The organism is Rhodococcus sp. 66b (assembly GCF_002076325.1).
GTDB lineage: Bacteria > Actinomycetota > Actinomycetes > Mycobacteriales > Mycobacteriaceae > Rhodococcus_F > Rhodococcus_F erythropolis.
Genome location: NZ_MUZB01000018.1, coordinates 95280 through 116945, shown reverse-complemented (window position 1 = coordinate 116945; position 21666 = coordinate 95280). Strand labels below are relative to the sequence as shown.

Below are 21666 nucleotides of genomic sequence, written 5' to 3'. Positions count from 1 at the left end.
ACTTTTCCTTATTCTTGTGCGCTGAGTCCAACGAGAAACGGGTTCGAGCTTCGCTCGGCGCCGATCGAACTGTTGCCACCGTGCCCGGGCAGGACCACGGTCTCGTCACCGAGTACCAGTAGCTTCCGGGCGATCGAAGCGAGCAACTGCTCGTGATTTCCGCCTGGCAGGTCGCTGCGCCCGATGGAACCCTGGAACAGGGTGTCACCTGTGAACGCCAAGTCCACGGGCCCGCTCTCGGTGTTCGCCTGGGTGCGGAACACCACCGATCCCTGCGTGTGCCCGGGCGTGTGGTCCACGACGAACGTCATTCCGGCCTCGGTGATCTTGTCTCCGTCACTCAGTTCGATCACCTCGTCCGGCTCCACGAACGTCATGCCCTGAATGAATTCCTTCATCGTCGGGCCGATCCCTCGTGCCGGATCGCTGAGCATGTAGCGATCCTCGGGATGGATGTACGCGGGCACGGAGTACCGCTCACAGACCTCGCGGGCCGACCACACGTGATCGAGGTGACCGTGGGTCAGAAGTACTGCATTGACCGACATGTCCTTGGAGTCGAGATATTCGAAGAGCGGCTCGGCTGCATCCTGACCCGGATCGACGACTACGCATTCGCACGCGTCGTCCTGAGCGAGTATGTAGCAGTTGGTTTGGAACATCCCGGCCGGAAAACCAGTGACGAGCACGGGGGCAACTCCTCTTCGAAGGGTGGAAACGAACAACACGCTGTCGGTTACAGCCTAAGCTGCTGCCCCGCCAGTAAGTTCTCAGGTTGCAATGGGAGACTCTGACGACGAGTAGAGCCGCTTGCCGAAGCCGACCCCAGGGTGTCGCTCGGCGGGCCGACCACGATCCACCCGCGATACGGAGGACTACAGCAGTGCCGAGTAACGAGCAACGCCGCGAGGCGGCGAAACGCAAGCTCGAGCGTCAGCTCGAACGTCGCGCAGAACGTGCCCGCAAGCGCAAGCAGATGACGATAGCCGGAACTGCGCTCGGCGTGGTCGTCGTAGTCGGTGTCGTCGGTGGACTCATCTGGTTCAGCAATCGCAGTGACGACGACGCGAACACCACCAACACTGCTGCCGACGATTCGAGCCTCACGCCGCAGACCGCGGGTGCAATGCCGGCCGGTCTGTCGACGCCGCTGGCCGACACGGTTTCCTGCTCGTACCCGGCTGACGGCGCTACCGCGTCCAAGGCCAACAACCCTCCTCGTACCGACGGGATTCCCACCACCGCGCCGGACGCGACGCCGAGCATCAGCGTCGAGACCTCGCAGGGAAACATCGGGCTCACGCTCGACGGAACGAAGTCTCCGTGCACGGTCAACAGCTTCGTGAGCTTGGCGCAGCAGGATTACTTCAACGACACCACCTGCCACCGCATGACGACGAGCCCCTCGCTCCAGGTTCTGCAGTGCGGTGACCCGTCGGGCACAGGCACCGGCGGACCGGGCTACGGATTCGACAACGAGTTCCCCACCACGGCGTACGCCACCACCGACCCGGCAGCGCAAGAGCCCGTCACCTACGCGCGCGGCACGGTTGCGATGGCCAACACCGGGGCACCCGGTAGCAACGGCAGCCAGTTCTTCCTCGTCTACGGCGACTCACAACTCCCGCCGCAGTACACGGTTTTCGGCACGATCGACGAGACCGGTCTCGCCACTTTGGACAAGGTCGCGGCCGCCGGATCGACACCAGAGGGTGACGGCAAGCCGAATCTGACCACCGACATCAAGACAGTAAGGCTCGACTGATGCGACGTAATCCTGTGATGCGCTTTCCTGTAGTTATTGCCGCTGCAAGCGCCGCAGCGCTGCTTCTGGCTGGTTGTTCCAGTGATTCCGGTAGCTCGGACTCGCCGTCCAGCACCTCCAAGGCGAAGACGACAACGGCTGCCATGCCGCCGCTCGACATGTCACAGTTCGACGCACTCCCGCCTGTCCCGACTCCGGCGTCGGCGACTGTCGACTGCTCGTACCCGAGCGCGGCGGGCGCTGCAAAGACCGTCAATCCGCCGAACTCCACGGGCGTGTCCACCGAGGGAACCGTCAACGTCGCGCTCACGACTACGGCCGGCCCGATCGGGATGGAACTGAACCGGGCAGAAGCCCCATGCACGGTCAACAGCATCGTGAGCTTGACCGAGCAGAAGTATTTCGACGACACCCCGTGCCATCGACTGGTCACCACACCCGGTCTTCAGATCCTGCAGTGCGGCGATCCCTCGGGCAAGGGCACGGGCGGACCGGGCTACGGATTCGACAACGAGTACCCGACCACTGCGTACTCCGCTAACGATCCGGCGCTCTCCTTGCCTGCCGTCTACCCCCGCGGCACGCTCGCAATGGCCAACTCGGGTGCACCGGGCAGCAACGGCAGCCAGTTCTTCCTCGTCTACGAGGATTCGGTCTTGCCGCCCAACTACACGGTCTTCGGAAAGATCGACGACGCCGGCCTGGCGACGATCGAGAAGATCGCAGCCGACGGCGACGACGGAGGCATGGGCGCAACCGGTGGCGGCGCACCCAACACCCCGATCACCATCGAGACTGCAGTAGTCGCCTAACCCTGCTGTGCGCCTTTATTAACCGCCCACGGTTAATAAAGGCGCACAGCAGTTTACGAAGCAGAGGTCACGCGGTAGACGTCGTAGACGCCTTCCACATTGCGAACCACGTTGAGCACATGACCCAAGTGCTTCGGGTCGCCCATCTCGAAGGTGAACTTGCTGATCGCCACTCGGTCACCTGAGGTGGTGACCGAGGCCGACAGGATGTTCACTTTCTCGTCGGCCAACGCCTTGGTGACGTCGGAAAGCAACCGATGACGATCGAGCGCCTCGATCTGGATCGCGACCAGGAACACCGACGTCGCTGAGGGCGCCCATTCGACGTCGATGATTCGCTCGGACTGATCGTGGAGCGAGTTGGCGTTGGTGCAGTCGGTACGGTGCACGCTCACCGCCCCACCGCGCGTGACGAAGCCCAGAATCGAATCGCCCGGAACCGGCGTGCAACACTTTGCGAGTTTTGCCACCGTGCCGGGTGCTCCGGGAACCAGAATTCCGGAGTCACCCGTACTGCGGGTGCGCACCGGCATGGTCGACGGCGTCGAACGCTCGGCCAGTTCCTCCTCGACGGCGCCGACGCCGCCCAGATGAGCAACCAGTCGCTGCACGACGTGGTGCGCCGACACCTGGCTCTCGCCTACCGCCGTGTACAACGCCGAGACGTCGGGATAGCGAAGTTCATGCGCGATCGTGCTCATCGATTCGGCATTCATCAACCGCTGCAACGGAAGTCCCACACGGCGGACTTCCTTCGCGATCTGATCCTTGCCGGACTCGAGCGCCTCTTCGCGGCGTTCCTTCGCGAACCACTGACGGATCTTCGCCTTGGCACGCGGCGAGACGACAAACGTCTGCCAATCTCGGCTCGGTCCGGCGGTGGCAGCCTTCGACGTGAAGACCTCCACCACTTCGCCGTTTTCGAGAGTTCGTTCCAGCGCGACCAACCGGCCGTTGACCCTGGCACCGATGCATCGGTGCCCGACCTCGGTGTGCACCGCATACGCGAAATCGACGGGAGTCGATCCGGCAGGCAACGTGATCACGTCACCCTTTGGCGTGAAGACGAAGATCTCCTTGACCGCGAGGTCGTAACGCAACGATTCGAGGAACTCCCCCGGATCGGCCGCTTCACGTTGCCAGTCGAGTAGCTGACGCATCCACGCCATGTCGTCGACCTCGGCGATGTCGCCCGCGTGCTTACCCTTGGTCTCCTTGTACCGCCAGTGCGCGGCGATACCGAACTCCGCGGTCCGGTGCATGTCCTGGGTCCGGATCTGGACCTCCAGGGGCTTGCCTTCCGGTCCCACGACGGTGGTGTGCAGCGACTGGTAGACGCCGTAGCGCGGCTGTGCGATGTAGTCCTTGAAGCGTCCGGCCATCGGCTGCCACAGTGAGTGGACAACGCCGACCGCGGCGTAACAGTCACGCACTTCTTCACACAGGATGCGGACGCCGACCAGATCGTGGATGTCGTCGAAATCGCGGCCCTTGACGATCATCTTCTGATAGATCGACCAGTAATGCTTGGGCCTGCCTTCGACGATGGCGTTGATCCGCGAGGCGGACAGGGTCGAGTTGATCTCGGCGCGAACCTTGGCCAGATAGGTGTCACGAGAAGGCGCGCGATCGGCGACCAGTCGAACGATCTCGTCATACTTCTTCGGGTGCAAGATGGCGAACGAGAGGTCCTCGAGTTCCCACTTGACGGTCGCCATTCCAAGTCGATGTGCAAGTGGCGCAATGACTTCGAGAGTCTCTCGCGCCTTACGTGCCTGCTTTTCTGGCGGCAGGAATCGCATCGTGCGCATGTTGTGCAGACGATCCGCGACCTTGATCACGAGCACGCGCGGGTCCCGCGCCATCGCGATGATCATCTTGCGGATGGTTTCGCCCTCGGCGGCGGTGCCCAGAACGACCTTGTCGAGTTTGGTGACGCCGTCGACGAGGTGAGCGACCTCGTCACCGAAGTCCTTGGTCAACTCTTCGAGTGAGTACCCGGTGTCCTCGACGGTGTCGTGCAGCAGGGCTGCGACGAGGGTGGTGGTGTCCATACCCAACTCGGCCAGAATGCTTGCGACGGCCAACGGATGCGTGATGTACGGATCGCCGGACTTGCGACGCTGGCTCGAATGTCTGTCCTCGGCGACGTCGTACGCACGCTGGAGCAGCGCGAGGTCGGCCTTCGGATACAGCTCACGGTGGAGGCTGACCAACGGCTCGAGCACCGGGCGGATGGTGGCGTTGCGCTGACCGGTGATGCGCCGAGCAAGCCGAGCGCGCACCCTACGGGAGGCGGAAGCGGGCACGGCCGGGTTCTGCCCACCCCGATTGCCGGCAGTTTGCGCAGATCCCGAATCGTCGGGCACCGCGGACTTCGATGGTGTCGTCTCCGGAGCCGGATCTGCACCCGTCTCCTGCGACACTGCACCCGAGTTCTGTGATCGATCAAGATTCGACGTCATGTCGCCACCTCCTACCACCGAGTTGGTTGAGGCAACCGCCCTGCATCGGGTAATTGCCCTGGAGGTCTAACTCGACCCCCAGGAGACAACTTTAATACTCAGACCTTCACCAGGGATGTCAGTGGGTACTTCAAGAAGCGATCTCGACCGCGCAGTTCCTCGATCTCGAGCACCACTGCGACGCCGACGACGTTCGCTCCACCCAACTCAACCAACTGTACAGCCGCCTCGAGTGTCCCTCCGGTAGCCAGAACGTCGTCGATCACCAGAACATTCCGCCCGGTGAGATCGAAGCCGTTTGCGGGGATCTCGAGAGTCGAGGATCCGTACTCGAGGCTGTACGAACGAGAGAGTACCGGCGGCGGCAGTTTGCCGACCTTCCGCACGGCCACCACCCCTGCACCCATCTTCGCAGCCGCGCCGGCACCGAGCAGGAAACCGCGAGCATCGACGGCCGCAATCGTGTCGGCGTCCGGAGCACAGGCGACAAGGGCGTCGAGCACGGCCCCGAACCCCTCGGCGTCGGCGAACACCGGAGTCAGATCGGCGAACCGAACCCCGGGCCCGGGAAAGTTGTCCGCCCAGCGGGTCAGCCGAACAACGGCGTCTCCGGCAGCCCGGTGGATTGCGATCAATTCTTCAGGCGTGTGCAAGGCAACACCATTCGAGACGCTCATCTGCGTAATACCCATCTGTCCATGTTCCAGCCGGTAGCGGCCCGAGTCGGATTGACCAACACTGCCGACATGCCTGGAGCTACAGCGACAGTTCGTAGTTGATTGAACAGTGGAATCGTAGGCACCTGGGTCCACAGGATGTTCTCCGCCTCCACCGAGAGTCCCAATTGCGCACTGGTGCTCGCATCCACGTTCAACTGATCGATGATCTGATCGATCCGTGCATTTCCGTACGTACCGAGGTTTGCGCCGTTGCCCGATCGCAACGCTCCGCGCGCGTCGATCATGCTCGCTGTTCCGCCTGCCCCGACTTTGCCTGCCATGCCGGAAAGCACAGCGTCGACTCCCCCGGACTGCAGACTCGCAGGATCGAAGCTGTCGGTACTCGCGTCCTCGATCGTAATTCCCGCTGGAGCACACGCGGCTTTGGCTTCAGAGACGATCTGCGCCCGCACCGGGTCCGGTGCGAGGTACCCGACCCGGACGGTCAACTGGTCGAGATCGGCTTCCGACAACGACGTCTTCGCGGCATCGACGTCGGCATTGGCGTACCGGTCACCGTCGACCGCAGCGGCGTCGCTGTACACGAGTGAATCCGGCGCCATCAGTCGCGAATCGACCACGCCGGAACCCAGACCAGCCTGCGGCGCATTCTCCGTCTGCCCGAACTTCTCGAACAGAGTTGTCCGCGGAACACAATGCGCGAACGCTCGACGGGCGGCTTCGTCGCCCAGCGAACCAGACGTCGCGAGAACGAACTGCTCGATCGACCGCGACGGAATCTGTTGGACGTCGAACCCGGACGGAGTACCGAGCTCGCCGGCCGACCCGGAAGCGACGTCGACGACCTCGATCGAGTTCTTGTCGAGATCCTCGGTCAGATTCACACCACGTGGCCAGACGACGATGCGATCGGTCGCGGGCTTGTTGCCCCACCACCGCTCGTTCGCGACCAGCACCAGGCCGTCGTCGGCGCTGTACGAGTCGATTCGATACGGACCAGCGGAAGGCAGTACGGAGGTGTCCACCTGACCTGGAGTCAGGTTCCACCCGGTGTTCCAGAAGTCGGCGATCTTCGACAACGCTTCGGTGTCACCGGCATTCACCGCGCTCACCACGTCGCCGACTCCGGCGCGCTGCGTCACGATGTGTGAAGGCATCAATGCAGTCGCACCGAACAACGACCGCCAATCGGTGAACGATCGCCCGGGCTTGAAGAAGACAGTCGCGTCCTTCGACCCGCTCTGGCAGTCGATCCGGTCGATGTCCGCGTAACCGAGATTGTTCGCCGTGTCGAACATGGGCTTCACCGCACCATCGACGTCTTTGGTGTACTTGCCACTCGACGCCGCCCAGGTGAGGACCAGATCGTCACAGGACATCGGAATCCCGTCGGAGTACACCGACGCCGGATTGAGCTTGTACGAGACCGTGAGCACGTCACCGGGCAACTCCGACGCCGTGCCGATGTCGGTGTCCGACACAGGAGCACCGGCCGGACCGGTGAACGTGAAGCCGGGAAGCACCCGGCCGAACGCGGCCATCGCCCCGGACACCGATCCAGCTGTCGTGTTGGCGTTGTACGTGGAGATGGAGTTGTCGATGGCATATCCGATGGACGGAACCTGCTCGGCGCTTTCCGAGCAGGCCGCCAACGAACCGGCAGCCACAGCGGTGGCCGCAACGAACGTCATCGATCGAACCAGTGTGCGTGTTCTTGGGAGCATGTTCAGTGCCCCTTCTTGTTTCGCTTTCCGGTCGGCCGCACACCCGGCTGCGGAGCAACCGGCGCACGGCGTGCAACTGGTGCGCCGACGGCAACCGTCTGCGTACCCTTCTCGGCCAGCGTAGCCCGGCGCGAGAGCACCTTACGAGTGTGCGCGGCAACGGGTCCCCAGCGTTCCTTCATCGACACCAGGAGTGGCGTCGCGAAGAAGATCGAGGAGTACGCACCCACGATGATGCCGACGAGCTGAACCAGCGCAAGGTCCTTGAGCGTGCCGACGCCGAGCATCCAGACCGCGACAACCATCAGAGCGATCACCGGGAGCACACTGATGACGGTCGTGTTGATCGATCGCATCAAGGTCTGATTCACCGCGAGGTTGGCCTGCTCGCCGTACGTCCGGCGCGTCAGATGCAGAACACCGCGTGTGTTCTCTTCGACCTTGTCGAACACCACCACTGTGTCGTACAGCGAGAAACCGAGAATGGTGAGCAAACCGATCACCGTCGCGGGCGTCACCTCGAAACCGACGAGCGAGTAGACGCCGGCAGTGACGATGATGTCGAAGAACAACGCGACAATCGCGGCTACCGCCATGTCCCGCTCGAAGCGGATGGCGATGTAGATACTCACGATCACCAGGAACACAATCAGCGCGATCAGCGCCTTCTTGGTGATCTGGCCGCCCCAGGTTTCACTCACGTCCGCAAAACTGATGGCCTGCGCCGACGGGTTCCCGTTCTTGTCCTTGGGCTGGAACTCGTCGAAGAGCGCCGACTGCAGATCGTTGATCTGCGTCGCGTTCAACGTCTCCGACCGAATCTGTACGGTGGCGCTGGCACCCGAGCCGACCGTCTGCACGCTGACCGGCTCGAACCCGAGTGTGTCGGAGTAGACGGTTTCCACCTCCGACGTCTCGACTCCACCCTCGGCCGGGAACTGAATGCGCGATCCGCCCTCGAAATCGATACCGAAGGTGAAGCCGCGCAGGATGATGCTGAGCAGCGCAATGGCGACCAGAGCGCCGGTCAGTCCGTAGTAAAAACGACGCCTGCCGACGACCTCGAACGCACCCGTTCCCGTGTACAGCCGCGAGAGCCAACTGTGCTTGGGCATCGCGCCCTGATCGACGCCGGAGTCGGTGATCTCCGACCGGGCTGCGGCATCGGCGGACTCGGCCGAGGAACTGTTGTTGGACCCCACCGGGGAGTTGTTGGACTCGCTCATGCTCGTGTCTCCTTAGCCGACGCAGCGGCGGCAACCTTACGTTCGCGGGCAACCTCTTGCACTGCGCCGAGACCGTTGACGCTGGGCTTGGACCAGAACGCCGAACGGGACGCCATGCTGACCAGTGGCCACGTCACGAGGAACACGACAATCACGTCGAGGATGGTGGTCAGACCCAAGGTGAAGGCGAAGCCTCGCACCTGTCCGACCGCCAGCACGTACAGAACTGCAGCGGCGATGAAGCTCACCGCGTTGCCGGACAGAATTGTTCGGCGCGCTCGCGCCCAACCGCGTGGCACCGCGGAGCGGAAGCTACGGCCCTCACGCATTTCGTCCTTGATGCGTTCGAAGAACACGACGAACGAGTCGGCGGTCATACCGATACCGATGATCAGACCAGCCATGCCGGCCAAGTCGAGTGTGAAGCCGATGTATCTGCCGAGCAGAACCATGATCGCGTAGACCATGACTCCGGAGAGGATCAGCGACAACGCCGTCAGGACGCCGAGCATCCGGTAGTAGACGAGGCAGTACAGCAGAACGAGAACGAGACCGACCGCGCCGGCAATCAATGCCGCCTGAAGTGAGGCCAGGCCGAGCGTTGCCGAGACCGTCTCGGCCTCGGAGGCTGCGAACGAGAGCGGAAGCGAACCGTACTTCAGAGTGTTGGCAAGTTCTTTGGCGCTCTCCGCAGTGAAACTGCCCGTGATCGAGGTCGCGCTACCCGCAGGCGTTGCACCTTGAATCGTGGGGGCGCTGACGACCTTCGAGTCGAGCGTGAACGCTGCCTGCTTGCCGATGTTGGCTGAGGTGAACTCGGCCCAGGTGTTGCTGCCGGTCGTCTTGAACGAGAGGCTGATCTCGTGGCGCGACTGCTGCGAGTTGAAGACCGAAGACGCGTCGGCAATCTCCTGGCCGTCGATGATCGAAGGACCGAGAAGATAGATGTTCAGTCCGTCTTGCGAGCACGCGACCAGCGGAAGAGTCGGGTCGTCGTTTCCACGGAGCGGATCCGCGACGGAGCAGTCGAGGTTCGCCACTGCTTGCTGCTGCACCGTCGGATCGCTGCTCTGTCGGAGGGCGCGCGCTGCGGCGATTTCCGCTGCTGCTGCGTCGCCTTCGTCGGTGCCGTCACTCGATGCGTCCGCGGGGGGAGCCGGTGTTGTCGTCTCCGGCGCCGGGGTTGCCTCCGGAGTGGTCGGGTCCTGAGCCAGGAACGGGCGGTTCTGCGGCGTCTGGGTCCCGTCGGCCGGCGCCTCGGGAGCCGGGGCATCAGTGGCCGGAGTTTCGGCCGCCGGCGCCTCAGGGGTAGCTGTCCGGTTCGCGTCACGGGTGGCGACATCGATCGAACCCGTCACCGGGCGGATGTACAGACGGGCGGTCTGGCCGAGCGAGCGAGCCTGCGCACTGTCGTCGCCGGGAACGGTGATGACGAGATTGTCACCGTCGACGACGACCTCGGAGCCGGAAACGCCGAGACCGTTGACGCGGGTCTCGATGATTTCCTGAGCCTGCTTGAGACTGTCCTGACTGGGAGCGCTGCCGTCCGGGGTACGAGCGGTCAACGTGACGCGCGTTCCACCCTGCAGGTCGATGCCGAGTTTCGGCGTGGCCGACTTGTCTCCAGTGAAGAACACCAGGGCATACAGTGCCACCACCAGGACCCCGAAAAGGGCCAGGTAGCGGACCGGATGCACCGTTCCGGTGGAAGGTGCCACGATCTTTAAGTCTCCTCAGTAGGTGCAGAGCTTCAGTAAATGCAGGGCTCGGGCGGTCGACGACCACCCGAGCTGCGGCGTTCGAACTGCAACGATTGATCAACGGGATGAACTGAGCTGCTGGTGAAAGAACTACTCCGATGAAAGAACTACTACAGACCAACCGATCTGGACGTGTGTCCGAGTTCACAACTCTAGAACACGTGCCAGGTCGACGAAGTCAGGACTCCTTGGTGAGCCGGATTTCGGTGTCAGCAGCTGATTCTTCGATCTCGGAAACCGAGTCGTCGTCGTACTCGTCGGTTTCGGTCGTCTCGACAACGCGCTCACGGATGACCAGACGCGACCAGGTGGTGATGACACCGTCGGCGATCTCGAGGTCCACGGTGTCGTCGTCCAGAGAAGCAATCGTGGCATAGAGCCCGGCCGTGGTCTGCACTCGATCGCCGACCTGCAGCGAGTCCTGCATCTCGGAAGTGGCAGCCAAAGCCTTCTTCTGCTTGCGCATGCCCAGGAACATGGGCACCAGCAGTGCGAGGATCAAGAGTGGGAAAAGCAAACTCGACATGTGTTGATCAACCTCGGTTGTGTTGCACGTTTTACGCCGCGATGGTCCCGGATGGACCTACGCAATACACCAGTGTGCCATTAGTTGCTGAGGATTCCTGACAGATCGGCCGTTCAAGTAGGCCTTTCCAGTCGAAATTCACTCTCCGTTCGGATCGAACAACGTGGCCTGCGGTTCGTTGACACGAACCTCGATACCGCCCGCTGCGGCATCCGGCGGCGGTGTCATTCCGAGTTGAGTCCAGGCAGCGGCGGTAGCCACGCGTCCTCGCGGCGTCCGGGCGATCATCCCGGCCCGAACCAGGAACGGCTCGCACACTTCTTCCACCGTCGACGGTTCCTCGCCGACGGCCACCGCAAGCGTCGACACGCCGACTGGCCCGCCGCCGAACGACCGCACCAACGCACTCAGTACGGATCGGTCGAGACGGTCCAAGCCCAACTGGTCCACGTCGTAAACAGCCAAGGCCGCCTGAGCGACGTCCATCGTGACGATTCCGTCGGCGCGAACCTCGGCGAAGTCACGAACCCGGCGCAGCAATCGGTTCGCGATACGCGGCGTCCCTCGCGAGCGTCGTGCGATTTCGGCGCCGGCGTCAACTTCGAGATTGACACCCAGAATTCCGGCCGAACGCATCAGAATCTGTTGCAGCTCTTCGGGTTCGTAGAAATCCATGTGAGCGGTGAACCCGAAGCGGTCGCGCAACGGACCGGTCAACGCACCTGACCGCGTAGTCGCACCGACCAGCGTGAACGGTGCAACCTCCAGAGGAATCGACGTGGCACCCGGCCCCTTACCGACGACGACGTCGACACGGAAGTCTTCCATCGCCAGGTACAACATCTCCTCGGCCGGACGAGCGATTCGGTGAATCTCGTCGATGAACAGCACGTCACCCTCTACGAGATTGCTCAGCATCGCGGCCAGGTCTCCGGCGCGTTCGAGCGCCGGTCCGGACGTCAACCGTAGAGAAGAGCCCAACTCCCCCGCGATGATCATCGCCATCGACGTCTTGCCGAGCCCGGGGGGACCGGACATCAGGATGTGATCAGGTGTGCTGCCGCGAAGTTTTGCTCCGGTGAGCACGAGCTGCAGTTGTTCGCGAACACGGGGTTGCCCGATGAAGTCGTCGAGACTCTTGGGACGCAAACTCGCTTCGACATCGCCGTCTCCCGCCACCAATTCGGCAGAGACCTGCGACTCGTCGTCGAAATCGTCGATCGGGTCGAAGTTCATCGAGTCTTACCGAGCAGCGACAGAGCAGAACGCAGTGCTACCGACGTAGTGGCCTCGGGCGATTCCGCCAGGACCGAATCCGTGGCCTGCTCGGCCTGCTTGATCGGGAAGCCCAGACCTTCGAGAGCCTCGACGATCTGATCACGGATCGAACTGCCGACGACGACACCGGACGCCGCGCCGGCCGTCGTCGCGACGGCGTCGACCTTGTCGCGCAGTTCGACGACCATGCGCTCGGCGCCGCGTTTCCCGATACCGGGGACCCTCGTCAACGCCGTCAGGTTGCCTTCCGAGAGTGCCCGCCGCAATGCGTCCGGTTCGAGCACTGCAAGAGTTGCCATCGCCAGGCGCGGTCCGACTCCGGAAACCGTCTGCAAGAGGCTGAACAGGTCCTTCGACTCGGTATCGGAAAAACCGTAGAGCGTCATCGAGTCTTCGCGAACGATCATCGTCGTGAACAGTCGCGCTTCGCTTCCCCGATGCAGTGCACCGAGAGTCACCGGGGTGGCATTGACCCGATAGCCGACACCTGACGCTTCGATGACCGCATGGTCGAGTGCAATATCGAGTACCTCGCCGCGTACCGACGCGATCATCGTGAACCTGCCTTCTTCATCTCGGCCAATTTTGCCTGATACTTACGCATTTGTTCAGCGGCCATCGCCTCGGCGCGGGCCATTCGCTCGATCATCGGTGCTCGCCAGCAGTGACAGATCGCGAGCGCCAGAGCGTCAGCGGCGTCAGCCGGTTTCGGCGCCGTCTTCAAGTTCAGGATTCGCGTCACCATCGCGGTGACCTGCGCCTTGTCGGCGTTACCGCTGCCGGTAACGGCGGCCTTCACCTCGCTGGGCGTGTGGAAACACACCGGGATGCCGCGTCTGGCGGCAGCGAGCGCGACAACTCCGCCTGCTTGCGCCGTGCCCATCGCGGTACTGACGTTGTGCTGCGCGAATACACGCTCGATCGCGACGACCTCCGGCTTGTACTGCTCGATCCACAGTTCCGCCGCATCGGAGATCCGCAGTAGCCGAGACCCGAGGTCCATCTCGGGCGGGGTCCGCACCACGTCGACGGCAATGGGGCGCACTTTCCTGCCGTTGCTCCCGTCGACCACACCCAACCCGCAGCGAGTCAAGCCTGGGTCCACTCCGAGCACGCGCACTTTGTCACACCTCTCCATACCGAACAGCTGTTCGATAGCTTAGCGGTGCGCGGGCGTACTGCCCCGCATCAACACGCAACCCGGCCGAGACGCGGACGTCAGGGCCGGGTTGAGTTGAAAAGCAATCAGTCTTCGAGAGCCGCGAGAACTTCGTCGGACAGATCGATGTTGGTGTAGACGTTCTGCACGTCGTCAGAGTCTTCGAGCGCGTCGACGAGCTTGAAGATCTTGCGTGCGCCGTCGACATCCAAGGGAACCTCGACGGAAGCGCGGAAATCGGCTTCAGCGGAGTCGTAGTCGATGCCGGCTTCCTGAAGTGCCGAACGGACGGCAACCAGATCCTGTGGCTCACTGACGATTTCGAAGGTTTCACCGAGATCGGTGACTTCCTCGGCACCGGCGTCGAGCACAGCCATCAGGACGTCGTCCTCCGACTGGCCGTTCTTCTCGAGCGTGACGACGCCCTTGCGAGCAAACAGGTAGGAGACGGAACCCGGGTCAGCGAGGTTGCCACCGTTACGGGTCATCGCGGTGCGAACTTCACCGGCTGCGCGGTTGCGGTTGTCGGTGAGGCACTCGATCAGAACGGCGACGCCGTTGGGTCCGTAGCCCTCGTACATGATGGTCTGCCAGTCTGCGCCGCCCGCTTCTTCACCGGCGCCGCGCTTGCGCGCACGCTCGATGTTGTCATTGGGAACAGACGTCTTCTTCGCCTTCTGGATGGCGTCGTACAAGGTGGGGTTGCCCGTGGGATCGCCACCGCCGGTTCGTGCCGCCACCTCGATGTTCTTGATCAGCTTCGCGAAGGATTTGCCACGACGTGCGTCGATCACAGCCTTCTTGTGCTTGGTGGTGGCCCATTTTGAGTGGCCGCTCATGCGATTCAAGCCCCTTTCCTGCTGCGTTGCGCACGCCGAATGCGCGTCTTTCAGCTCTGCCGATGTTACCCGTCCCACGTCACAACTCGCTGCATCCCCCGACACGAATTAGTCAAACCGCGCATTGTTTGCATAGAATGCAAACATGTTGGTCCGAATAGATCACGCCTCCACAACTCCACTCGCGGAGCAGATCGCAGCCGGGGTTCGTGGCTCGGTCATCCGCGGTGAGATCGGTCCAGGTGACCGCCTGCCGTCCGCTCGCGCTCTCGCCGAGTCGATCGACGTCAATCTCCATACGGTTCTTCGTGCGTACGCAACACTCCGCGACGAAGGCCTGATCGACCTCCGACGCGGACGTGGCGCCGTCATTCGCGCCGAATTCGACTCGGGAAGAACAGCTCTCAACGAATCTGCGCGCGAGTTCGTACGGCAGGCCCGAAATCTCGGACTCGACACTGCGCACATGCTCGACCTCATCAAGGAGACCAGCACACAATGACGACCAGCAAGATCCGACTCTGGACAGCAGCTTCGCTGACTCTGATCCCGACCCTGATTCTGGTTCTCGCACGCTTCGCGTGGGGTGACCGCCTACCCGAGACCGTCGCGAGCCATTGGTCCGGATCGACCCCGGACGGGTTCAGCACCACGACGACGTTTTTCGCCATCGCACTGGTGATTTCACTGGTGGCTGTCGTTTGCGCCTGTGTCGTCGCGGCCCGTTCGAGCGACAACGCGCCCTTGTTTCTCGCCGTAACCTCGATCTCGAGTGCGACACTGGCGACGATCTGGATTCTGAGCGTCGCCTTGACGATCGACGCCGGGTCGCCGGAAGACGCGCGTATCGGCTGGTGGATTCTTGCGCCGATCGCGGCGGTACTCGTAGGAGTTCTGGCATACGCGCTGCCTGACCAGCAACGAAGCGGCCCGGAGTCGCCACTGCCAACCCCGACGCTCGACACTCCGCTGACGGCCTCCGAACGTGCAGTGTGGGTCGGGCAGGTCCGCAGCGTCTGGCCGTGGATCGTTACCGCCGGCCTCGTAGTTCTCGTGATCGCGACTGCCGCGTACTCGGATTGGTGGGTTGCCGTGATCCTGGGTGTGTCCACCCTCGCCGTCACAGCATTCGCGTCGGTCACCGTTCGCGTCGACCGTCATGGTGTCGGCATCAGTTCCTGGGGCGTTCGATGGAAGAAGATCCCCATCTCGAAGGTGAAGTCCGCATCAGTCGACGCGATACGTCCGGCCGAATGGGGTGGATGGGGTTACCGAATGACACCGCGCGGAACAGCCGTCACGCTCCGCTCGGGTGAGGCCATCGTGGTCACTCTCGAGAACGGACGACTGTTCGCCGTAACCGTCGATCACCCGGAAGACGGTGTGAAGCTGATCAATTCGTTGGTTCAGGCTGGTTGATTCACGAACAACGTCAATTTACGAACAACGTCAATTCACGAACAACACGGCAGCGGCATTGCCGGCGAGGTAGAAGCCGGCAATGCCGAACACCCAACCCATCGCGCTGTCGCCGTGGCGTGAGATGAACGAGTCCACCCCGCTCAGCGGCTTGTCCAGTCGGTCGCCGGCCACGATCCGCCCGCACAACAGAAGCACTGCCGGAGTGGCCATGATCAGGCAGTATCCGGCAAGTATCGACGCAGACGTGACTGCGGACAGCCCAGCAGCGGTGATCATCGCGATCGCCGCCAAGTAGGGCAGCATCGTCACCAATTCGGCGGTCCCGGCAGCAATTGCCAGAAGTACAACACTTCTCGCGGAACTGGCCGAGCCGAGCACCCGCTCTCGCCAAACATGGGTTCGATCGGCTTGACCGGATGTGCGCCTCTTCTCGGAATCGAATCGAAAGCTCCACGCGAACAACGCGATACCGAGTATCAACTGCGCACCGCGGGCGGCGGGGGTTTCGAGCAGCGGGGCGACGACAGGCATACCTGCCCGTGCCGTCGTCCAGACTGCCACCCCGACAACAAAATAGAACGTCGTGATGACCACCAGATACGTCAGCAGCCTGCGAACCTGCGGTCGTCCCGGCATCAACAACATCCAGACCGGGACGACCAAAGTTCCGATGCTCGTACTGTCCAGCAGGGCGAGCCCGCCCAGCGTGGTGAGCAGGACGAGTTCCACGTCAGTCGTTTCGGCGCTCGGGTATCGCTGTCTCCCTCGTTCGGACTGCATTCACGATGTCGAAGGCACCGATGATCGCGAGGATCACGCCGAGTGGTCCGCCGCGAAACCAGAAGAACTCGGCGTCACGCGCGAACAGCCACAGACAGCCGCCACCGACGACCAAGAGAATGCCGATCATCAACTCGAAGCGAATTTTCATACGTCGAGCCTGTCTTCTCTATCGAATCCGCACATCAGCCATCGGAACAACGCCGACCTCATCATTTGGTATGACAAGTCAGGCGCCCCGATGTGCTCTGATAAGTCTGTGGTGACCAGAAGTCGGAGTGTCGGCAAGTGGAACGATCCGCTCATCGCCTTCGGCCTGTTCGCGATCGGGGTACTCCTCTACCTGGTCGGCCTGTACCAAATGTGGACCGATGTCGGAGGTGTCGCCGACGTTCCCGCCGGGGTTCGGATCGGGATGCTGGCTCTGCTGTGTGCGATCGACTCGTTCCGACGGGTGCGTCCGGCAACAGCTTTGGCGGCGGGGGCCGTCATCGTCGCGGTCGACGCTGCCCTGGGACCCACTCTGCCGATGTGGCTGGTCCTCTCGGATCTCACCTACGCCGCAGTTCTGTACGGGACGGCGCGGCTGGGCCGAGTGGTGTGTTCTCTGACCGCGGTGACGGTTGCCGCGCTCACCGCACTCGTCTACCTGTCCACCCAGGACGTCCGCGCTGCGGCTGGGGCAGGCGTGGTGACGGCACTGTTCTTCGGTACGCCGGTGTGGTGGGCACTGGTCATCCGTCGACAAGTCGAACTGACCGAGGCCGAACGCGAGCGTTCCAGAGTCCACGAAGCACTCGCCGCTCTAGACCGCGAGGCCGCAGTCGCTCACGAACGAGCAACCATGGCGCGCGATCTGCACGACGTCATCGCAAGCCACCTCTCCGCCATCGCAATCCATTCGGAGGCGGCACTGTCCACCACAGCTCTCTCCGGTGAACGGGGCGAACCAGACGACGGCTTGCGGGAGATGATCGGGGCGATCAGATCGAGCAGTCTCGCGGGCCTTTCCGAGATGCGGTCGATGATCGAACTGCTCCACGCCGGGGACGACGAGACCCCGGACCCGCGTTCCTCTCCCCCGCGGCTGACCGAGTTGCCCGTCGTCCTGGACGCAGTTCGGGCAGCCGGCGGCACTGTGCACGTTGCGATCGACGTCGATGCTGCCGCCTTGCCGAGCGTGGTCGATCACACGGCGTATCGGATCACCCAGGAAGCCTTGACCAACGCACTCAAACATGCGCCCGGTGCGCCGATCTCGATGTCGATCTCTCTCCAGCACAATGCATTACAGATCGAGATCCGAAACCCCGTCGGTCCCGACACATCCCATCCGCGAGCAGGAACGCGCGGACTTGCAAACATGCGTCACCGCGCCGAGCTGCTGGGCGGTTCACTCGACGCACTTCCGGTCGACGGAGAATGGACGGTATGCGCACAGCTACCGGTCCCCGCACCGAACGGAACGGATCGGTGATCACCGTCGCCCTGGTCGACGACCACGCCGCGATCCGCTCCGGCCTGGCGATGATCCTGCGGCAGCACGACGACATCGATGTCGTTGCAGAAGCCGGTGACGGAGCGTCGGCGATCACCGTCACCCGCACGCATCAACCCGACGTCGTACTCATGGACGTCCGGATGCCAGGCACCGACGGCATCGAGGCGACGCGTCAGATCATCGGGACGACCCGCAGCCGGGTTCTGGTGTTGACCACCTTCGACCTCGACGAATACGTCTTCGCGGCCTTGCGCGCCGGCGCGTCGGGATTTCTGCTCAAGACTGCGACCGCGGACGAGCTGACCAGCGCTATCCGCAACGTCGCGGCTGGAGATGCAGTGCTCGCTCCTCGCGCGGCGCGTGCACTGATCGGCGAGTTCGTTCAGCGTGCACCCAAACCCACCGAACCGCTGGGATTGAGCGAGCTCACCGATCGTGAACGCGAGGTGCTCGCGCTGCTTGGGACGGGTATGTCCAATGCCGAACTGTCGCGTGAACTCGGTGTCGGTGCTCCGACGGTGAAGTCTCATGTGTCACGAGTTCTGTCGAAGTTGCACCTCACCTCACGCGTCCAGGCGGCGATCCTTGCCCGCGAACTGGAGCTGTAGGTTCGGCCGAGGCTGACTACTCGAGTTATCCGCGAACCAGATCGACGAACATCTCGTGCACTCGACGGTCCCCGGTGACCTCGGGATGGAAAGAAGTGGCGATCACCGAGCCCTGCCGAACCGCGACGATCCGGCCCGCGGCCTCCCCCGCGGCGGCGGGAACCTGTGCAAGGACCTCCACGCCCGGTCCAACTCGCTCCACCCACGGCGCGCGGATGAAGACGGCGCGGATGGGATCTCCGATGATGCCCTCGAACTCCAGGTCGGACTCGAAAGAATCGACCTGTCTGCCGAAAGCGTTGCGGCGCACCGTCATGTCGATGGCGCCGAGATGTTCGGCGTCCGGCCGGGTGTCGAGTACCTCGCTCGCCAGCAGAATCATGCCGGCACACGAACCGTAGGCCGGCAGCCCGCCGCGAAGACGCTCACGAAGCGGATCCAACAGTTCGAACACCTGCAGAAGCCGGCTCATGGTGGTGGATTCGCCACCCGGAATCACGATTCCGTCTACCTTGTCCAGCTCCTCCGGCCGTCGGACACCCACGGCATCCGCACCCGAATCATCAAGTGCAGCAAGGTGCTCGCGAACATCACCCTGGAGGGCGAGTACACCGATCAACGGACGCGTCATCACACAGTTCCTGTCTTGTTCTCACGGCTGTCGGGTTCGCGTTCCAGACGCGTCAAACCCTCCTGAACCACCGCTGCCACCATGTTGCCATCGCGATCGTAGATACGCCCTTGAGTGAGCGCGCGACCGAAACCTGCCGACGGCGATGTCTGGTCGTAGAGCAACCACTCGTCGGCCCGGAACGGACGCAGGAACCACATCGCGTGATCGAGCGAAGCAGTCTGCGTCTTCACGCCCCGGTGCGGGACTTTCGAAGTTCCGAGCAGGGTCATGTCACTGAGGTACGCAAGCGTGCAGATGTGCAACAGCGGACGATCCGGCAGAGCCTCGCGGTAGCGCATCCACACGCGCTGTTGTGCGGCGAGATCCGGCGCTGACGCACTCTGCTCGGCCGGCACAATTCTGATGTCCCAGTTCTTCCACTCTTGGTAGAACTGCGATTCCGCCAACTTGGGAACGGTCTGCGCGTCCTGCAAGTCCTCCGGCGCCGGAACGTAAGGCATCCGATCCTGATGCTCGATACCTTCGTCCTCGACGTGGAACGAGGCCGACATCGTGAAGATCGTCTTGCCGTCCTGGACTGCGTTCACCCGGCGGGTGCAGAACGAGCGCCCGTCGCGGATGCGGTCCACCAGGTAGACCGTCGGAATCTTCGGGTTGCCCGGGCGCAGGAAGTATCCGTGCAACGAGTGCACGTGGTAGCTCTCTTCGACGGTGCTCACGGCGGAAACCAGAGACTGCCCGGCAACCTGCCCGCCGAACGTCCGTTGAAGTGCGGTGGGATGGACCGCACCACGGAAGATGTCCTTCTCCAGGTGTTCGAGCGCGAGGATCTCCTCGATACCAACCATGAGTCCTCCGGAAATAGACCGCCGCAGTGGGCGCGATGACGGTTCACAATATCGCCTCGGCGAGCGGGCACGGCACCATGGTGGGCGTGAGCACATTCATCCCGTCCACTCCCCTCGCCCTGGCCGAGCAGATCGCAACGCTGACCGGATCATTTCCGTCGGTGGCGGTAGTAGCGATCGACGGACCTGATTGTGCGCAGCCGTCTCGGCTCGCGGAACTGGTCCGGGCCGCCGTCGAGTCGCACAGCAGGCCGAGTGCTGTTGTGTCACTGCACGACTACGTGCGGCCGGCTTCGCTGCGATACGAGTTCGGTCACGAGGATGCGCTGAGTTACCGCACCATCTGGTTCGACTATCCGGCACTCGATCGTGAAGTGATCACCGCCGCCCGCACCAAACGAGCGTTCTTGCCGAAACTCTGGGACGAACCCACCGATCGATCGGCTCGCTCGACCCGCGTCCCCGTCCATGAGCGCGCGGTCATCGTGATCGCCGGTCCGATGTTGCTCGGGCGTGGGCTGGAGTTCGACGTCAGCGTCCGCCTGGACATGAGCGAACCTGCCATGCGGCGGCACACACCGGAGGCGGATCTGTGGACCGTCGACGCACTCCTCGAACACCGATCAGAGGTGTCCGAGGAGGTCGATTTCGAGGTCAGGTACGACCATCCGGCCCGGCCTGCGGTGCGGTCTCGCCCCTGAAGGTCTCACTGCGATTGATCTCACTTCAGGCGACCTCAATTCGGCCGACCTCACTTCGGGCGATACAGCCTGGTCAGGCCTTCCTGGACGACTGCAGCAACCATGTTTCCTCGGCTGTCGAAGATCCGTCCCTGCGTCAATGCGCGACCGAAGCCCGCTGACGGCGACGTCTGGTCGTACAACAGCCACTCGTCGGCCCGGAACGGCCGCAGGAACCACATGGCGTGATCGAGCGAGGCGCTTTGCATGGCGACGTCCATGTGAGGGCCTCGGGAAGATCCGAGCAGCGTCATGTCGCTCATGTACGCAAGCGTGCACACGTGAAATACCGGGTCGTCCGGGAGAGCCTCGCGGGAACGGAACCATACTTGCTGCTGTGCGGCAGCGCCTGGACGTTTGTTGATGTCGGCCTTCGGCACCATCCGGAGGTCCCAATCGGACCACTCGCGAGCCAACCACGCAGTCTCTGGATCTTCCGAATCCTGGGCGATGGCCAAGGTCTCGGGGTCAGGGACCGGTGGCATCTCGTCCTGGTGCTCGATGCCTTCGTCTTGGACGTGGAAGGATGCCGACATCGTGAAAATGGCTTGCCCGTCTTGAATTCCGGTGACCAAGCGGGTCGCGAACGATCGACCGTCCCGAACACGATCGACCAGAAAGACCGTCGGCTCCATCGGATTGCCCGGACGCAGGAAGTATCCGTGCAACGAATGAACTGAATAGGCCGGATCGACCGTGCGTACCGCCGACACCAATGCCTGACCGGCGACCTGGCCGCCGAAAGTGCGGGTCAGGGTGGTCTCCGCGATGATTCCTCGAAAGATGTCACGCTCGAGGCGTTCCAACTCCAGAATTTCTTCGATCCTCGCCATCGATGCTCCACATCTTCCCGTGTACCGACGTCTACCGACCTTCACACAATGCCTGACGCACCCCCG

General features: G+C 62.9%; 23 protein-coding genes. 7 read left to right on the top strand and 16 right to left on the bottom strand.

The annotated features are described in order from the left end of the window. Window positions 1-8: 8 nt before the first annotated feature. Window positions 9-689: an MBL fold metallo-hydrolase gene (locus B0E55_RS27290; RefSeq protein ID WP_021344166.1), complete on the bottom strand. Its 681-nt coding sequence runs from the start codon at window positions 687-689 to the stop codon at window positions 9-11. A gap of 194 nt (window positions 690-883) precedes the next feature. Here B0E55_RS27290 and B0E55_RS27285 point away from each other — a divergent pair, with 194 nt between their 5' ends. Together B0E55_RS27285 and B0E55_RS27280 are read left to right on the top strand one after the other, a co-directional pair. Further along, on the top strand, window positions 884-1765 hold the full coding sequence (locus tag B0E55_RS27285) for a peptidylprolyl isomerase (RefSeq protein WP_080910856.1): 882 nt from the start codon (window positions 884-886) through the stop codon (window positions 1763-1765). Further along, window positions 1765-2577 (top strand): peptidylprolyl isomerase, encoded by an 813-nt coding sequence (locus tag B0E55_RS27280; protein ID WP_019748307.1) that lies wholly within the window; start codon window positions 1765-1767, stop codon window positions 2575-2577. Before B0E55_RS27285 ends, B0E55_RS27280 begins: the two co-directional genes overlap by 1 nt. 53 nt (window positions 2578-2630) lie before the next feature. Here the strand turns inward: B0E55_RS27280 and B0E55_RS27275 are convergent, their stop codons facing one another. The 10 genes from B0E55_RS27275 to B0E55_RS27230 all read right to left on the bottom strand — a co-directional run bounded on the left by B0E55_RS27275 (window position 2631) and on the right by B0E55_RS27230 (window position 14234). Next, window positions 2631-5042, bottom strand: coding sequence for a RelA/SpoT family protein (locus B0E55_RS27275; RefSeq protein ID WP_080910855.1), 2412 nt, complete (start codon window positions 5040-5042; stop codon window positions 2631-2633). Between the two features lie 98 nt (window positions 5043-5140). After that, a complete protein-coding gene (locus tag B0E55_RS27270) occupies window positions 5141-5719 on the bottom strand; it encodes an adenine phosphoribosyltransferase (RefSeq protein ID WP_019748305.1) in 579 nt (192 codons plus the stop codon). Further along, window positions 5716-7446, bottom strand: coding sequence for an ABC transporter substrate-binding protein (locus B0E55_RS27265; RefSeq protein ID WP_080910854.1), 1731 nt, complete (start codon window positions 7444-7446; stop codon window positions 5716-5718). Before B0E55_RS27265 ends, B0E55_RS27270 begins: the two co-directional genes overlap by 4 nt. Before the next feature lie 2 nt (window positions 7447-7448). Beyond that, window positions 7449-8672 carry a protein translocase subunit SecF gene (secF, locus tag B0E55_RS27260; protein WP_020907642.1) on the bottom strand — a complete coding sequence of 408 codons (1224 nt, stop codon included), beginning with the start codon at window positions 8670-8672 and terminating at the stop codon, window positions 7449-7451. Then, complete coding sequence (gene secD / locus B0E55_RS27255; protein ID WP_019748302.1) at window positions 8669-10390, bottom strand: protein translocase subunit SecD; 1722 nt, start codon at window positions 10388-10390, stop codon at window positions 8669-8671. Before secD ends, secF begins: the two co-directional genes overlap by 4 nt. Before the next feature lie 220 nt (window positions 10391-10610). Continuing rightward, on the bottom strand, window positions 10611-10958 hold the full coding sequence (gene yajC / locus B0E55_RS27250) for a preprotein translocase subunit YajC (protein ID WP_019748301.1): 348 nt from the start codon (window positions 10956-10958) through the stop codon (window positions 10611-10613). 138 nt (window positions 10959-11096) lie between these two features. Continuing rightward, window positions 11097-12194 (bottom strand): Holliday junction branch migration DNA helicase RuvB, encoded by a 1098-nt coding sequence (ruvB, locus tag B0E55_RS27245; protein WP_019748300.1) that lies wholly within the window; start codon window positions 12192-12194, stop codon window positions 11097-11099. Next, window positions 12191-12790, bottom strand: a complete 600-nt coding sequence (gene ruvA / locus B0E55_RS27240; protein ID WP_007732953.1) for a Holliday junction branch migration protein RuvA — start codon at window positions 12788-12790, stop codon at window positions 12191-12193. The genes ruvB and ruvA overlap by 4 nt, the downstream gene beginning before the upstream one ends. Next, the gene (gene ruvC, locus B0E55_RS27235; RefSeq protein WP_020907638.1) at window positions 12787-13356 is read right to left on the bottom strand and encodes a crossover junction endodeoxyribonuclease RuvC; all 570 of its coding nucleotides are present in this window, start codon (window positions 13354-13356) and stop codon (window positions 12787-12789) included. The genes ruvA and ruvC overlap by 4 nt, the downstream gene beginning before the upstream one ends. Before the next feature lie 125 nt (window positions 13357-13481). Beyond that, on the bottom strand, window positions 13482-14234 hold the full coding sequence (locus tag B0E55_RS27230; protein ID WP_007732951.1) for a YebC/PmpR family DNA-binding transcriptional regulator: 753 nt from the start codon (window positions 14232-14234) through the stop codon (window positions 13482-13484). A gap of 145 nt (window positions 14235-14379) precedes the next feature. Here B0E55_RS27230 and B0E55_RS27225 point away from each other — a divergent pair, with 145 nt between their 5' ends. Together B0E55_RS27225 and B0E55_RS27220 are read left to right on the top strand one after the other, a co-directional pair. Next, window positions 14380-14736, top strand: coding sequence for a GntR family transcriptional regulator (locus B0E55_RS27225; protein ID WP_003943322.1), 357 nt, complete (start codon window positions 14380-14382; stop codon window positions 14734-14736). After that, a complete protein-coding gene (locus tag B0E55_RS27220; protein WP_019748298.1) occupies window positions 14733-15653 on the top strand; it encodes a hypothetical protein in 921 nt (306 codons plus the stop codon). Before B0E55_RS27225 ends, B0E55_RS27220 begins: the two co-directional genes overlap by 4 nt. Before the next feature lie 30 nt (window positions 15654-15683). Here the strand turns inward: B0E55_RS27220 and B0E55_RS27215 are convergent, their stop codons facing one another. Both B0E55_RS27215 and B0E55_RS27210 read right to left on the bottom strand, forming a co-directional pair. Beyond that, on the bottom strand, window positions 15684-16385 hold the full coding sequence (locus tag B0E55_RS27215) for a GAP family protein (RefSeq protein ID WP_019748297.1): 702 nt from the start codon (window positions 16383-16385) through the stop codon (window positions 15684-15686). 1 nt (window position 16386) lies between these two features. Further along, window positions 16387-16587: a hypothetical protein gene (locus B0E55_RS27210; protein WP_003943331.1), complete on the bottom strand. Its 201-nt coding sequence runs from the start codon at window positions 16585-16587 to the stop codon at window positions 16387-16389. Between the two features lie 111 nt (window positions 16588-16698). Between B0E55_RS27210 and B0E55_RS27205 the strand changes: the two genes are divergently transcribed. Together B0E55_RS27205 and B0E55_RS27200 are read left to right on the top strand one after the other, a co-directional pair. Further along, window positions 16699-17913 carry a sensor histidine kinase gene (locus B0E55_RS27205; RefSeq protein WP_225989350.1) on the top strand — a complete coding sequence of 405 codons (1215 nt, stop codon included), beginning with the start codon at window positions 16699-16701 and terminating at the stop codon, window positions 17911-17913. Next, window positions 17868-18545 carry a response regulator gene (locus B0E55_RS27200; RefSeq protein WP_046378508.1) on the top strand — a complete coding sequence of 226 codons (678 nt, stop codon included), beginning with the start codon at window positions 17868-17870 and terminating at the stop codon, window positions 18543-18545. The genes B0E55_RS27205 and B0E55_RS27200 overlap by 46 nt, the downstream gene beginning before the upstream one ends. Before the next feature lie 25 nt (window positions 18546-18570). On the opposite strand, the gene pdxT is transcribed toward B0E55_RS27200, so the two are convergent. Next, complete coding sequence (gene pdxT / locus B0E55_RS27195) at window positions 18571-19176, bottom strand: pyridoxal 5'-phosphate synthase glutaminase subunit PdxT (protein WP_003943308.1); 606 nt, start codon at window positions 19174-19176, stop codon at window positions 18571-18573. Next, complete coding sequence (gene tesB / locus B0E55_RS27190; protein ID WP_080910853.1) at window positions 19176-20027, bottom strand: acyl-CoA thioesterase II; 852 nt, start codon at window positions 20025-20027, stop codon at window positions 19176-19178. Before tesB ends, pdxT begins: the two co-directional genes overlap by 1 nt. 35 nt (window positions 20028-20062) lie before the next feature. Here tesB and B0E55_RS27185 point away from each other — a divergent pair, with 35 nt between their 5' ends. Then, on the top strand, window positions 20063-20728 hold the full coding sequence (locus B0E55_RS27185) for a hypothetical protein (RefSeq protein ID WP_020969524.1): 666 nt from the start codon (window positions 20063-20065) through the stop codon (window positions 20726-20728). Window positions 20729-20778: 50 nt separating this feature from the next. Here B0E55_RS27185 and B0E55_RS27180 read toward each other — a convergent pair whose 3' ends face one another. After that, window positions 20779-21600: an acyl-CoA thioesterase gene (locus B0E55_RS27180; protein WP_019748291.1), complete on the bottom strand. Its 822-nt coding sequence runs from the start codon at window positions 21598-21600 to the stop codon at window positions 20779-20781. Between the last annotated feature and the right edge of the window lie 66 nt (window positions 21601-21666).

Coding starts and splice junctions, on each gene's coding strand:
- yajC (WP_019748301.1), bottom strand. CDS start 10,958: ATGTCGAGTTTGCTTTTCCCACTCTTGATCCTCGCACTGCTGGTGCCC.
- pdxT (WP_003943308.1), bottom strand. CDS start 19,176: ATGACGCGTCCGTTGATCGGTGTACTCGCCCTCCAGGGTGATGTTCGC.
- B0E55_RS27280 (WP_019748307.1), top strand. CDS start 1,765: ATGCGACGTAATCCTGTGATGCGCTTTCCTGTAGTTATTGCCGCTGCA.
- B0E55_RS27210 (WP_003943331.1), bottom strand. CDS start 16,587: ATGAAAATTCGCTTCGAGTTGATGATCGGCATTCTCTTGGTCGTCGGT.
- ruvB (WP_019748300.1), bottom strand. CDS start 12,194: ATGAACTTCGACCCGATCGACGATTTCGACGACGAGTCGCAGGTCTCT.
- B0E55_RS27270 (WP_019748305.1), bottom strand. CDS start 5,719: ATGAGCGTCTCGAATGGTGTTGCCTTGCACACGCCTGAAGAATTGATC.
- ruvA (WP_007732953.1), bottom strand. CDS start 12,790: ATGATCGCGTCGGTACGCGGCGAGGTACTCGATATTGCACTCGACCAT.
- B0E55_RS27230 (WP_007732951.1), bottom strand. CDS start 14,234: ATGAGCGGCCACTCAAAATGGGCCACCACCAAGCACAAGAAGGCTGTG.
- B0E55_RS27275 (WP_080910855.1), bottom strand. CDS start 5,042: ATGACGTCGAATCTTGATCGATCACAGAACTCGGGTGCAGTGTCGCAG.
- B0E55_RS27185 (WP_020969524.1), top strand. CDS start 20,063: ATGACGGTTCACAATATCGCCTCGGCGAGCGGGCACGGCACCATGGTG.
- B0E55_RS27225 (WP_003943322.1), top strand. CDS start 14,380: ATGTTGGTCCGAATAGATCACGCCTCCACAACTCCACTCGCGGAGCAG.
- B0E55_RS27265 (WP_080910854.1), bottom strand. CDS start 7,446: ATGCTCCCAAGAACACGCACACTGGTTCGATCGATGACGTTCGTTGCG.
- tesB (WP_080910853.1), bottom strand. CDS start 20,027: ATGGTTGGTATCGAGGAGATCCTCGCGCTCGAACACCTGGAGAAGGAC.
- B0E55_RS27200 (WP_046378508.1), top strand. CDS start 17,868: ATGCGCACAGCTACCGGTCCCCGCACCGAACGGAACGGATCGGTGATC.
- secF (WP_020907642.1), bottom strand. CDS start 8,672: ATGAGCGAGTCCAACAACTCCCCGGTGGGGTCCAACAACAGTTCCTCG.
- B0E55_RS27220 (WP_019748298.1), top strand. CDS start 14,733: ATGACGACCAGCAAGATCCGACTCTGGACAGCAGCTTCGCTGACTCTG.
- B0E55_RS27180 (WP_019748291.1), bottom strand. CDS start 21,600: ATGGCGAGGATCGAAGAAATTCTGGAGTTGGAACGCCTCGAGCGTGAC.